11 protein-coding genes and 1 pseudogene are annotated in these 12,211 nt (G+C 56.0%); 3 read left to right on the forward strand and 9 right to left on the reverse strand.

Going from position 1 to position 12,211, the window contains the following annotated elements; genetic code table 11:
- Positions 1-12: 12 nt before the first annotated feature.
- The 5 genes and pseudogenes from kdpC to ACMXYJ_RS13895 all read right to left on the reverse strand — a co-directional run.
- Positions 13-585, reverse strand: a complete 573-nt coding sequence (kdpC, locus tag ACMXYJ_RS13875) for a potassium-transporting ATPase subunit KdpC (protein WP_415760265.1) — start codon at positions 583-585, stop codon at positions 13-15.
- A gap of 12 nt (positions 586-597) precedes the next feature.
- Positions 598-2,676 (reverse strand): potassium-transporting ATPase subunit KdpB, encoded by a 2,079-nt coding sequence (kdpB, locus tag ACMXYJ_RS13880; protein ID WP_415760266.1) that lies wholly within the window; start codon positions 2,674-2,676, stop codon positions 598-600.
- 10 nt (positions 2,677-2,686) lie between these two features.
- Positions 2,687-4,459 (reverse strand): potassium-transporting ATPase subunit KdpA, encoded by a 1,773-nt coding sequence (gene kdpA, locus ACMXYJ_RS13885; protein WP_415760267.1) that lies wholly within the window; start codon positions 4,457-4,459, stop codon positions 2,687-2,689.
- Positions 4,456-4,548 (reverse strand): K(+)-transporting ATPase subunit F, encoded by a 93-nt coding sequence (gene kdpF, locus ACMXYJ_RS13890; RefSeq protein WP_349294113.1) that lies wholly within the window; start codon positions 4,546-4,548, stop codon positions 4,456-4,458. The genes kdpA and kdpF overlap by 4 nt, the downstream gene beginning before the upstream one ends.
- A gap of 569 nt (positions 4,549-5,117) precedes the next feature.
- A pseudogene (locus tag ACMXYJ_RS13895) lies at positions 5,118-5,294 on the reverse strand (integrase); the annotation flags it as partial.
- Positions 5,295-5,840: 546 nt separating this feature from the next.
- Between ACMXYJ_RS13895 and ACMXYJ_RS13900 the strand changes: the two are divergent.
- The gene (locus ACMXYJ_RS13900; protein WP_415760268.1) at positions 5,841-6,974 is read left to right on the forward strand and encodes an aminotransferase class V-fold PLP-dependent enzyme; all 1,134 of its coding nucleotides are present in this window, start codon (positions 5,841-5,843) and stop codon (positions 6,972-6,974) included.
- Between the two features lie 677 nt (positions 6,975-7,651).
- Here ACMXYJ_RS13900 and ACMXYJ_RS13905 read toward each other — a convergent pair.
- Genes ACMXYJ_RS13905 through ACMXYJ_RS13920 form a run of 4 tightly spaced genes read right to left on the reverse strand, consistent with a single transcriptional unit; the run spans position 7,652 to position 9,863 of the window.
- Positions 7,652-8,701 (reverse strand): tyrosine-type recombinase/integrase, encoded by a 1,050-nt coding sequence (locus tag ACMXYJ_RS13905; protein ID WP_415760269.1) that lies wholly within the window; start codon positions 8,699-8,701, stop codon positions 7,652-7,654.
- A 1-nt stretch (position 8,702) separates the two neighbouring features.
- On the reverse strand, positions 8,703-8,945 hold the full coding sequence (locus ACMXYJ_RS13910) for a DUF4224 domain-containing protein (protein ID WP_415760270.1): 243 nt from the start codon (positions 8,943-8,945) through the stop codon (positions 8,703-8,705).
- 44 nt (positions 8,946-8,989) lie between these two features.
- Positions 8,990-9,139 carry a hypothetical protein gene (locus ACMXYJ_RS13915; protein ID WP_415760271.1) on the reverse strand — a complete coding sequence of 50 codons (150 nt, stop codon included), beginning with the start codon at positions 9,137-9,139 and terminating at the stop codon, positions 8,990-8,992.
- A gap of 49 nt (positions 9,140-9,188) precedes the next feature.
- Positions 9,189-9,863 (reverse strand): hypothetical protein, encoded by a 675-nt coding sequence (locus ACMXYJ_RS13920; RefSeq protein WP_415760272.1) that lies wholly within the window; start codon positions 9,861-9,863, stop codon positions 9,189-9,191.
- A gap of 131 nt (positions 9,864-9,994) precedes the next feature.
- Here ACMXYJ_RS13920 and ACMXYJ_RS13925 point away from each other — a divergent pair, with 131 nt between their 5' ends.
- Entirely contained in the window at positions 9,995-11,239 is a 1,245-nt protein-coding gene (locus tag ACMXYJ_RS13925; RefSeq protein WP_415760273.1) for an HNH endonuclease, read from the forward strand.
- 118 nt (positions 11,240-11,357) lie between these two features.
- Positions 11,358-12,185, forward strand: coding sequence for a DUF2971 domain-containing protein (locus ACMXYJ_RS13930; protein WP_415760274.1), 828 nt, complete (start codon positions 11,358-11,360; stop codon positions 12,183-12,185).
- Positions 12,186-12,211 lie beyond the last annotated feature (26 nt).

A 12,211-nucleotide genomic window follows, 5' to 3' on the forward strand; every position in this document is an offset into this window, starting at 1 on the left:
GTGAGTTGGTGCTCAGTGCGTGGCGTCGAGTGCCAGGTTCAGTTCCAGGACGTTGACGCGAGGCTCGCCAAGGAACCCAAACAGCATGCCTTCAGAGTGTTCGGCGATCAGTTGATGAACGCGTTCAATGGGCAGGCTGCGCACCCGCGAAATTCGACCCGCCTGATACAGGGCTGCGGCGATGCTGATATGCGGATCAAGACCGCTAGCCGAACTGTAGACCAGGTCGGCGGGCACCGTGGCGGTGTTCCCGGGATCGGCCGCACGCAAAGCCTCGAGGCGGCCCTTGATGGCGTCCGCCAGTGCCGGGTTCATAGGCCCCAGATTTGACCCCGATGATGCTGCCGCGTTGTAGGGCATGGGGCTGGTGGCAGACGGGCGACTCCAGAAATGCCGGGGATCGCTGAAGCCCTGACCGATCAACGACGAACCCACGGTTTTGCCATCCTTTTCGATCAGGCTGCCCGCGGCCTGAGAGGGGAACACCAGCCTGGCGATGCCGGTCGTGACCAGTGGATAGGCCAGGCCCGTGATCAACGACAGTGCAATCAGCAGGGTCAACGCCGGACGCAGCAGAGAAGCCATGACAGTGCTCCTTTAAGTCAGACCGACAGCAAACAGCACCATGTCGATCACTTTGATGCCGATGAATGGAACGATCACGCCACCCAGCCCATAGATCAGCAGGTTGCGGCGCAACAGCAGGGCCGCACCGACCGGGCGATACTTGACGCCTTTGAGCGCCAGGGGGATCAGGAAGATGATGATCAACGCGTTGAAGATTACCGCTGACAACACCGCTGAGTTCGGGCTGGTGAGGCCCATGATGTTGAGTGCCGCGAGCTGCGGGTACGTGGTGACGAAGGCTGCCGGTACGATGGCGAAATATTTGGCGATGTCGTTGGCAATCGAGAAGGTGGTCAGCGAACCACGGGTCATCAGCATTTGTTTGCCGGTTTCCACGACTTCGATCAACTTCGTCGGGTTGCTGTCCAGATCCACCATGTTGCCGGCTTCCTTGGCAGCCTGAGTTCCCGAGTTCATGGCTACGGCGACATCGGCCTGAGCCAGTGCCGGGGCGTCGTTGGTGCCGTCGCCAGTCATGGCAACCAGCCGACCTTCGGCCTGATAGCTGCGGATCAGTTCGAGCTTTTGTTCGGGCGTCGCCTCGGCCAGAAAGTCATCGACACCCGCTTCGGCGGCGATGGCCGCAGCGGTGACCCGGTTATCGCCGGTCACCATCACCGTCTTGATCCCCATGCGGCGCAGTTCGACGAAGCGCTCCTTGATGCCGCCCTTGACGATGTCCTTGAGTTCGATTACGCCCAGTACATTGGCCCCGTCGGCAACCACCAGTGGGGTGCTGCCCCGGCGCGCGACCTCTTCAATGCTGGTTTGCACCGCCTCGGGAAAGCTGCCGCCCAGACCCTGGACATGCTTGAGGATCGCCTCGCCAGCGCCCTTGCGTATTTGCCGCTCGCCCATGTTGACCCCGCTCATGCGCGTTTGCGCCGAAAAGTGCACGAAGTGGGCGTCCAGTGCGCCAATGTCGCGTTCCCGCAGATTGAAACGCTGCTTGGCCAATACGACGATGCTGCGTCCTTCGGGGGTTTCGTCGGCCAGGGAGGCCAATTGCGCCACATCCGCCAATTCGGCCTCCTTGTGCCCCGGCGCCGGTATAAATGCTGAGGCGTGACGGTTGCCCAGGGTGATCGTCCCGGTTTTGTCGAGCAACAGAACATCGACATCTCCGGCAGCTTCCACGGCTCGCCCGGACGTGGCGATGACGTTGGCCTCCATCATGCGGCTCATGCCTGCCACACCTACGGCCGACAACAATCCGGCAATGGTGGTTGGAATCAGGCATACCAGCAGTGAGATCAGGACAGTGATCGAAACCGGCATGCCGGCCTTCGTCACGGCCACACCAAACAACGAGAAGGGCAGCAGGGTTACTGTCACGCCGAGGAACACGATCGTCAGTGCGACCAATAAAATCGACAGGGCGATTTCATTCGGAGTCTTTTGCCGCTTGGCGTTCTCGACCATGGCAATCATGCGGTCGACGAAGGTTTCGCCGGGATTGGTGGTCACGCGGATGACGATCCAGTCCGACAGGACCCGAGTCCCGCCAGTCACCGCTGAGAAGTCGCCACCACATTCGCGTATCACCGGGGCAGACTCACCAGTGATGGCGGACTCATCCACCGAGGCGGCACCCTCAATCACCTCGCCGTCGGCGGGGATCACCGAGTCCGCCAAGTCGCCGGCTTCAACCACCACCACGTCGCCCTTGCACAGGTCGCTCGACTGAGCCAATTGCCACTCGGCGCCGTAATGAGGCTCGCGCAGTTTCTTGGCCCAGGTTTCCTTTTTCAGGTCGCGCAAAGACGCAGCTTGAGCCTTGCTTCGGCCTTCGGCCAGGGCCTCGGCAAAATTGGCGAACAACACGGTGAACCAGAGCCATAGGGCAATCGCAAGAATGAACCCGGTGCTGGCCTCACCCTTGCCGCTAAGGGCTTGTGCCCACAGAGCGGTGGTGATGATGGCGCCGATATAGACGACGAACATCACCGGGTTACGCCACTGGGTCCTGGGACTGAGTTTGCGCATGGATTCAACCATCGCAGGTCGTATGAGTTGGGGGTCGAACAAGGAGAACGCCTTGCGTGTCATGTTCGTGATCTCACTTGATCATGATGAAGTGTTCAACGACGGGACCCAGCGCGAGCGCCGGAACGTAGTTCAACAAGCCGACCAGCAACACGGTGCCGATCAGCAGCACCACGAACAGCATCCCGTGGGTGGGCATCGTGCCTCCGGTAACCGCCAGACGTTTCTTGGCGGCCAGGCTGCCGGCGACCGCAAGCACTGGCACGATGACGCCGAACCGGCCAAACCAGGTCATTAGGGCCAGCATCGTGTTGTAGAACGGTGTGTTGGCCGACAGGCCGGCGAACGCACTGCCGTTGTTGTTGGCCGCTGAGGTGAAGGCGTAGAGAATTTCCGAAAAGCCATGGACACCGGGATTGGCGATCCCCAGCCTGCCGGCCTCGGCCATGACGGCAATGGCTGTACCAAACAGCACCAGCAATGGCGTCACCAGAATCGCGATGGCGACCATCTTCATCTCGTAGGCTTCGATTTTCTTGCCCAGATACTCTGGCGTGCGGCCGATCATCAGGCCGGCGATAAACACTGCGAGGATGGCGAACACCAACATGCCGTAAAGGCCTGAGCCGGTGCCGCCGAACACCACCTCGCCCAGTTGCATGAGTATCAGCGGCACCGCACCGCCCAGCGGCGTAAACGAATCATGCATTGCGATAACAGCGCCGCACGACGCCGCCGTTGTCACCGCCGCAAACAGACTGGATGCACTGATGCCGAAGCGCAGTTCCTTGCCCTCCATGTTGCCCGCCGCCGTGTCGATACCCAGCGCCGAAAACTGCGGGTTGCCGAGTTGTTCGTAATGGGTGACCGCCACTACCGCGATCACGAAGATGATCGTCATGGTCGCCAGCAGCGCCCAGCCTTGGCGTATGTCACCGACGATGTGGCCGAAGACGAAACACAGCGCCGTCGGGATCAGGAAGATCGCCAGCAGCTGAAAGAAGTTCGTGACGGCGGAGGGGTTTTCATAAGGATGAGCCGAGTTGGCGTTGAAGAAACCGCCACCATTGGTGCCTAGCATCTTGATGGCTTCTTGTGAGGCTACAGGCCCCATGGCAATTGTCTGCTTGTCGGTACTGGCGGCCTTGGTCACCGGATTGCCCTGGGCATCGAGGACCGGCTGGCCGGCATCATTGAGTACCGGAGCCTGGTACTGCATGACCTCCAGCGTCGTGACTTCCTTGTACGGGTCAAGATTCTGGATCACGCCCTGGCTAACCAGAAACAGCGCAGAAATCAGCGACAGCGGAAGCAACACCCACAACGTGATGCGCGTGAGGTCGGTCCAGGCATTGCCGATGCTGTCCGCGCTGTGGCGCGCGAACCCGCGAATCAAGGCAACGGCCACCACTATGCCGGTGGCGGCAGACAGGAAGTTCTGAACCGTCAGCGCGAGCATCTGGGTCAGGTAACTCATCGTGGCTTCGCCGCTGTAGCCTTGCCAGTTGGTATTGGTGACGAAACTGGCGGCGGTATTGAACGAGGAATCTGGCGTTATGGCGCCAAACCCTTGGGGGTTAAATGGCAGAACACCTTGCAGCCGTTGCAGGGCATAAACGACCAGCAATCCCAGTGCGTTGAACAGCAGCAAGGCCAGGGCATACTGGAGCCAACTCATCTGCGTTTCAGGCTTGACGCCGGCCAAGCGATACAGCGGCGACTCAATGCGCGCACCGACGGTAAACCGGCCTTCCATCACGCGGGTTAGCCAAAGGCCAAGGGGCCAGGCCAGAATGCCGAGCGTCAGAAGAAAAGCCCCAAGCAGGACCCAGGCTTGAATAGTCACAGGAAGTCCTCCGGAAACAGCAGCGCGCAGACGAGATAAACCAGCAGCCCGGCCGCTATCAGGCTGCCAAATAGATAGAAGCCCGTCATGACCGCCTCCTGTTCAGCGCCGCACAGCCGCGCGCCAGTCCCACCAGGCTGATAAAAAATAGCGCTCCGAGTACTAAAAAGATGAAGTCCATGGCATTCCCTCCAGCAATGAAGGAAGCCTAGTTTGATGGCTAGTAAATTGTTAAAAGGATTGGGGGCGAAAGAATAAAGATCTTATAAAGACTCAGGATAGTGCGGTTAGATCAGATGTGTTGTTTAGTAATGGGCATTTTTCTTGGGCAGGTCTTCTCTTTGTCTCTTTTCTATAGGGTGTCTCTGCTTATTGATTTTGGTTGAGTGGTTGCTGCTCAAATACTCAAAAACAAAAGATGCAAATCCGAACAATCCAATAATTGAAATGATCATAATGCCCAAGTCCGAGCTGCTCATAATATTCTCCCGTCGAAATTTGTTTCGGAGGATAAGATATCTTTTGCAAAACTCAAGGTTCTCTACAGTTTCTTTACGTATTTATTATGAGTTATACGCAAATATACGGGTGCTTGGTTTGGCGCGTCTTTTGTATGTGTTTGGTCAATGTCGCAACTGGCCGGCTGACCCAAAGGGACACAGGCTCGCAGCTTGCTGTCGATGGCCATGTCGAATAGAGCAAGATCGCGGGTTCGCTCCGCAATCTGGTGCCTTACCCGGAAAGCCCAAATGTCTCTAAGCCGGAGTGGGGCTTTTTGCCCGACCAGCTTTCCCTTATTCCAAGGTTGGTGGCTGTAGGTAGCAGTAGTGTTGATAGCGTGTTCTCCATGTAAGGGAGCACGACGTTTTACCAGGGCGAGATGAGCTGCATTATTGAGCCGACAGTTATATCCATCGCGCTGAGCCTCCCGGCCGAGTGCAGGGACGTTGATGCAGCGATGAGAACTCGCTGGCCGGACGTACCGCGCGCGACGCTCTTTGCGGCGGACGCCGACCTGGTTCAGAGGAGCAATCATCTCGAAAAATCAGGCAGCGATGCTATTATCAAGTCTTGGCCTTATCGTTGCTTAATATCGGGCGTAGTCGCTGATGCTTATCTTTGAAGCCACGACCGGGTTTTGCCCGTTGCCAGTTACTTGTATTAAATAAGTCGAGAGACGGACGGCGAAATTTACAGTAGCCGCTAACAGCCCTGTGAGATTGAAACCTCCCGTTGCGACTAAGTTCGCTACGTCCAGTCATCGACCCGATGATGCCCGCCGCTCGACAGAAGTCGCAATTTGATCCCGAGCAATCTTGTCATTTTCCAAGGCTTAGGGCAGGGTCGATACCACTGACATCTCTGCCAAAGGAGTCACCCCATGTCAAAGCTATATCCCAGTATCGATCCTGAGGGGCTGGTCGAGTACTCAGTGGTCTACACCGACCGCTCGCTCAACCACATGTCGCAGTCATTTCAAGCCGTGATGAAGAACATTTCCAGGACCCTGAAACAGGTGTACAACGCCCAAGCTGTTGCGGTGGTCCCGGGCAGCGGCACATTCGGCATGGAAGCGGTGGCGCGACAGTTTGCCACCGACCAGCAATGCCTGGTGATACGCAACGGCTGGTTCAGTTATCGCTGGAGCCAGATCCTTGAGATGGGGAAAATCCCGGCGGCCACCACGGTGCTGAAAGCCCGACCGGTCGACACGGGTCGCCAGGCTGCCTACGCGCCACCCCCTCTGGACGAAGTGCTGGCAGCCATTGCGGCGCAGAAGCCGCAGATTGTCTTCGCCCCCCACGTTGAAACATCATCAGGGATTATCCTGCCCGACGAGTACCTGCGGGCCGTCGGCGACGCCGTGCATGCGGTAGGTGGTCTGTTCGTGCTGGACTGCATCGCCTCAGGCACGCTTTGGGTTGATATGCAGAAATGCGCAGTCGACCTGCTGATCAGCGCACCGCAGAAAGGCTGGAGCTCCTCTCCTTGCTGCGCCCTGGTGATGCTCAGTTCTTTGGCCCTCGAGCGCATCGAACAGACGCATAGCAGCAGCTTCGCCTGCGACCTGAAAAAGTGGCTTCAGATCATGCAGGCCTACGAACAGGGCGGACATGCCTACCATGCGACCATGCCCAGCGATTCCCTCGCGCGATTTAACGAAGTGATGAAAGAGACGCAAGCCTACGGTTTCGAAAAGGTCCGCGGCGAACAACAGGCTCTGGGCGATCGGGTGCGCGCAATGTTGACCGGCAAAGGCATCAAAAGCGTGGCCGCAGCCGGCTTTCAGGCCCCTGGCGTAGTGGTGAGCTACACCGATGATGCCGACATCAAGAACGGTAAGAAATTTGCCAGCCACGGCCTGCAGATCGCCGCCGGAGTGCCGTTGCAATGCGACGAGCCGGCCGACTTCCAGACTTTTCGCATCGGTCTGTTCGGACTCGAAAAGCTGCACAATATCGAGCGCACGGTCAGCACCCTCGAGCAGGCACTGGACGAGGTGATGGTTAACTAAGCCCTCATCGTGCCCGCAGCACATACCGGACTTGTGAATTCCAGGAAGGCATCCTGCCCTGGGCACTGCCGGCCCATGGCGCTGATCTTCGACGAATATGACGCTGGTCGCCCGGACGTCACGTTAGAACCATAAGGGAAAGCCCGTGCACGCGTCTTACTGACACGTGCACCCTTCAGCGCTATCAGAAAAGCTTTCCAACGAAGCCTTTCACGGGGCGGAGGATTGGCGGCTGAATGACTTGGATCGACTCAAAGCTGACGATGGCGACCAGTTGAATCCACAGCCGAAAGCTGCCTGTCGAGCACAGTCAAAGCACTCTACGCATCTTGTCTGGAGCAATTTGAGTTGAGCGGAACGTGGTGGTGTCGCAAGGGCAGGGTTGCGGAAATGACTGAAAAAATGCGGAAACGATCCAGAAATGATGCAACTGAATGCGTGGACCCCAGCAACGACAAAGCCCTGAATAATCAGGGCTTTGTCGGTACAAATATGGCGGAGGCGATGGGATTCGAACTCATGGACCTGTTACAGTCGACGGTTTTCAAGACCGCTATTTAAAGCCGCTGAATTCGGGGCTTGCAGCGATTTTTCGTTCCATTACTTTGGTTTTACAGCACCTCTACAGACCGCATTCTACAGGGGGCCTGCTTTGAGTTATGGAACGGGTTTTTCGGCTATTTTGACGGCCGGGCAATGGCGCCTACACGGCGATAAACGCGCTCGGTAATGTCGCCTTTGGTGTGCCCAAGAAGCAGACTCGCTTCGCCGACATCAGAGATTTCCGAAGCAGCCTTCGGCCTGATATCCCGGAACTGAAATCCACCGATCTTTGCTGCCAGCAGTTCGTCGCCGATCTCGATTGCGGCCAGCTTTGCTTTTTCGCGAGCAATGTCCCAACGCTTTCTCAGCATCGTCGCGGTCATCCGCTTGCCGTGACGACTGAGGATCAGGTAGTTCGAAACATGCCGAGCGTTGCGCTCGGTTATTTCAGCAATCAGTCGCCCCAGGCTATTCGCCTCGCCGCCAGCGGTCATCTGGATACGCAGCTTCTTGTGCGTCTTGTTCTGCTGCACCCCCAAATATCCCCCCTCTGCATCATCCTTCCGCATAACCAGGACATCTGCCGGGCGCTGCCCGGTGAGGTAGGCCAGGTCCATCGCGTCTTTCAGCTCTTGAGCTGCTTTCTTGTAAACCGCATCCCAAACCAAATCATTCGCGTAATAGTCCCGTGGCGTTTCCTTGTTTTTACGTACGCCCTGGCATGGGTTTTCCTTTGTCGTCAGCCCCCATTCCCGGGCGATATTGAAAACGTGGGAAAGGGTGGCGATCTCCCTATTCGCCCGAACCTTTGCCGTCCGTGCATCCCGGTACCCGGCAATCGTGGCCGGGGTAATCGAGTCGATGGGGGCGCTATCGAACATTGGTCGCAGTTGCTTGATCTCCGACAGGTTGTCCTTTTGAGTTCGCGGCGCCTTCTTCGAGACGATGTCGCGGATGTATCGGTCGAAGATGCCCTTCATGGTGCGTAGGTCGAGTGGTTTTTCCTTGGCTTCGAGTTCTGCCCATTTAATCCGGGCCTTGTCCAGATCTTTGCCCAACGGAATGTCTTTGCCCAGCAGGTCGCGGTAGTAATACGCGGTCCACACACCACCGCTTTTCCGCTTGCGGGAGCGCTGATACATCCGTGGGGGAAGGTGGTGATACTCGGTCTTGCGGGGGCGCATATCAGTTCACTCGCGAGAAGTCTGGCGTCCATGCCGGAGCTGCCGGCGGTGGGTTGGGGTCAGCGATGGTGGGGGAGATCATGCCCAGCTTCATGCGGGCATACATCCGGCCAACCAGAGGCCGCTTGCCGCGGCTTTCGACGAACACCCAATGGCGATCTGTTAGCCAGCGCCGCTGGTAGGCCCGGGCCTTGTAGCCGGTGAGAACCGCCAGCTCTTCGTCTGAGAGAATTTCGGTTTCCATAGCGATGCTCCCTGCCGCGCTTGGCGGCAGAAGGTGGGGAGGGGTTATTTGCGGCGCTGGAATTCAGTGCAACGGACGATCACGGTCTGACCGTCCCGGGCGAGCGCCGGCATGGTGCTGAAGGGAAGGTGACTGCAATTGCGGTGGGCGTGGACGCAGGAGCGACACATGCCGCCTTTCGGTTGGTGGGTCATCACCGCGGCCCCTTGTAGCAGTACACGTAGGCGAACCAGGCGAGGACGATCATGGCGTCACCTCTTTCTGATCCAGGTCCTCGGCGGCGATCATAAACGTCTCGATGTTCTTGACGCGGTAGAACGTGCAATCGCAATTCTTCCGGGCCCAAGCGTCGAGAAGGTCTTCAAGTTCTTGCTTGGCCATAGCACTAACGGTCGGAAAATCATCAGCCCACTCGCCGAGGTCGCTCGATGCCGCGTTATCGGCCATGGAGTCGATCACAGAGTCCGAATCCACAAACTCGGCTGGGTCCGCGTATTGGATTACGCCGCGCTGACACTCGTCACCGGCAGCAAGGTCGTCGTTTTGGCTGAGGAACGAGCACCAGTCAGCGGTCCAGTCCTCGCCATTTGTGGAGTAGGCGTAATCCTGCGATACCGGTCGTGCCCAATGCACATGCGGCCCGTCCTCTGTGTCGAAGATGCCCAGCAGGAACCATTCAGGGCCAGGCGATTCCGGCTCCCACCCAAGGCAGTGAGCAGCAGTGCCGTCGAAGTAGGGATGGCTGTCCAGATCGGAATCCATGCCCCAGTACTTCAATTCCAAGCCTTGCTCCTTGAGCCAGGCGTGATAAGGCGCCGGGTCTTCGCCGCCATCGAATGCCGGAATGCCCGGGTGCCACCAAAAACCGTTTTCATCGCGCACGGATTCAACGGGGCCGATCTGAGTTTCTACAGGCATGACTTCGTCCTTACCGCTATAGCGGCTGACTTTGAAGGGGGAGGGTTAATTTTTTACAGTGCAGTCTGATTTCAATTTCATAAGGCGTGCTTCATCATTCGCCTCAAATTGGATCTTTGAGGTGGTGCTGGATGAGTGGGTTTGAGTTTTTAGAGGATGTTGTAGGAGTCAATGATGACAACATTCGCTGTCATCCCTACAAGCACACCGTAAGAGGTCAAAAAGGAAAGTTCAGTTACAGCTTCGCAACTCACAATCGAGGTTTCATACCCGCGACTGCTGCAGAATTGATAGAGCTGATCGAGGATGGTCAGTTCGATGAAAAAGGAAAGATCAGAATGCTGCCGCTCGGCAGCAAAGACACGAAAAATAACGGAGCCATGCGAGTCCAGATATACAAGGGAAAGCCTAAGCCTTTTGGACTGAAAAACGAGTCAGTAAGGCCAACATGTCAATACTGGTGGGTGAATCACAAGCAAACCTACCGATCAGAGATCGAGGGTGGCTATGTCTGGTCACCTAAAGCAAACAGCAATGGCGCTCGGAATCAGACCTATCTGAACCTCACCTTAGTGTGTACAGGGGACATTGTGTTTTCTTACGCAGGAGCCGAGATTCGGGCAATCGGTGTGGTAACTGCTCAATACCAGGAGCAGCCAAAGCCTGAGGAGTTCGGCACTGCAGGCGGTAACTGGTCTGCCGACGGCTGGCTAGTCCCAGTTGAGTGGGTCGTGCTAGATCTGCCAATTTCACCGAAAAACCACTTGGACGCCATTGCTCCGTTACTCCCCTCAAAGAACTCCCCCTTGCAGAGCAACGGAAATGGTAATCAAAGCTGTTATTTGGCAAGTGTTTCTGTCGATCTGGGGGTGCTCGTATTAGAGCTGGCGCATCAGGATAGCCCTGTTTCTGTCGATCGCTTACTGGAGCTAGAGGACCATTCTCTGGAGGATGCGCAGCAAAAAGCTATTGAGCTGGACCAGAGCATACCTCCGACTGAGCGTGAGCAACTAACAAGGGCTCGAGTTGGGCAAGGCCTATTTCGCCAGCGCGTGCAGTCGGTTGAGAAAAGATGCAGGCTCACTGGCATTACCGATACTCGATTCCTGGTAGCCAGTCATATCAAGCCCTGGAAGAGTGGCGACAATAGTGAACGTCTTGATGGTCATAACGGCCTATTGTTAGCGCCCCACGTAGATAAACTGTTCGATCGTGGCTGGATTTCTTTTGAAGATAACGGCGACGTATTAGTTGAAGAGAGCGCTAGGGTTGTCGTTTCTTCGTGGGGCCTGGGTGATGCAACCAACGCAGGGACATTCACCAAAGAGCAGCAGGTATTTCTTCGCTACCACAGGGCCCAAGTTTTCAAAGGTTAGCAGGGGGTAGCAGTGCATGGTCGCGGCCTCAATGCCGCTGCAAACGCTTCCGTAAGTGATGGGCACAGTGGCACCTCGCCGGTATATTGCGTGAAGGTAAATTTATGAGGGATCTCCGATGCAGCTCTTCCACTACACGGACGTCAACGCCGTAAAATCTATTTTGGAAAAAAAGAGGTTATGGCTTACGGATGTTCGCTTTCTAAACGACACGCAAGAGATGCATGACGGCATTTCTAGCATTCTCGAGTATGTAAAGAATCAGTCGGAGAAGTTTCCAGGTCGCCATGAGTTTTTCGTGGATTCTGCCGAGTTTGTTATTGATAGCCTTGGCGGTAGGTCGGATTACAATCTTGATCGCCGGCCTGTATTCGTTTGCTCTTTCAGTCGTGCCGCTGACTTGCTTAGCCAGTGGCGAGCTTACGGTTCTTACGCAATTGAATTTGCAGACGATGCTATGCCGCCAGGACTTTTAGAGTGCGTTTATGATCCGGATGAAAAGCTGTCCAGAACGGCGAACGTAACACTAGATAGCTTGATGGCAATTGCGGGCGACAAGTTTAGAAATGATGGTTTTCTTGATCAGCCAGGTTACGAAGCATTTTCAAATCTCGTTGAATTGGCAGCTACGTTCAAACATAAAAGCTTTTCTGAGGAGCAAGAAGTTAGACTTATTGCTGGTCATGATATAGATCCAGACATGGATGACGGTTTGAAAATCGAATTTCGTTCTCGAGGTAATATTCTTATCCCTTATGTTGAGGTTGATATAACTCTGGAAAGCATAAAAGCAATTCATATTGGCCCTATGAGGGATCAAGAATTGGCTTACATTTCGCTGAAAGCATTTATCGACAAAGTCCATAGTGTTCGCCAAGTCACCAAACATAATTTCGGCCATGAAATAGAGATCATCAAATCATCCATTCCGTACCGTGCGCCGTAGCTAGCTAATAGCCTGCACGTCAAAGG

The sequence above is a fragment of the Pseudomonas arabinosi genome, from assembly GCF_047758675.1.
Taxonomy (GTDB): domain Bacteria; phylum Pseudomonadota; class Gammaproteobacteria; order Pseudomonadales; family Pseudomonadaceae; genus Aquipseudomonas; species Aquipseudomonas arabinosi.

What these genes read in the sequence shown, in the direction of transcription:
- kdpC (WP_415760265.1), bottom strand. Translation starts at nt 585, where the DNA reads ATGGCTTCTCTGCTGCGTCCGGCGTTGACCCTGCTGATTGCACTGTCG.
- kdpB (WP_415760266.1), bottom strand. Translation starts at nt 2,676, where the DNA reads ATGACACGCAAGGCGTTCTCCTTGTTCGACCCCCAACTCATACGACCT.
- kdpF (WP_349294113.1), bottom strand. Translation starts at nt 4,548, where the DNA reads ATGACGGGCTTCTATCTATTTGGCAGCCTGATAGCGGCCGGGCTGCTG.
- ACMXYJ_RS13900 (WP_415760268.1), top strand. Translation starts at nt 5,841, where the DNA reads ATGTCAAAGCTATATCCCAGTATCGATCCTGAGGGGCTGGTCGAGTAC.
- ACMXYJ_RS13905 (WP_415760269.1), bottom strand. Translation starts at nt 8,701, where the DNA reads ATGCGCCCCCGCAAGACCGAGTATCACCACCTTCCCCCACGGATGTAT.
- ACMXYJ_RS13910 (WP_415760270.1), bottom strand. Translation starts at nt 8,945, where the DNA reads ATGGAAACCGAAATTCTCTCAGACGAAGAGCTGGCGGTTCTCACCGGC.
- ACMXYJ_RS13915 (WP_415760271.1), bottom strand. Translation starts at nt 9,139, where the DNA reads ATGACCCACCAACCGAAAGGCGGCATGTGTCGCTCCTGCGTCCACGCC.
- ACMXYJ_RS13920 (WP_415760272.1), bottom strand. Translation starts at nt 9,863, where the DNA reads ATGCCTGTAGAAACTCAGATCGGCCCCGTTGAATCCGTGCGCGATGAA.
- ACMXYJ_RS13925 (WP_415760273.1), top strand. Translation starts at nt 9,995, where the DNA reads ATGAGTGGGTTTGAGTTTTTAGAGGATGTTGTAGGAGTCAATGATGAC.
- ACMXYJ_RS13930 (WP_415760274.1), top strand. Translation starts at nt 11,358, where the DNA reads ATGCAGCTCTTCCACTACACGGACGTCAACGCCGTAAAATCTATTTTG.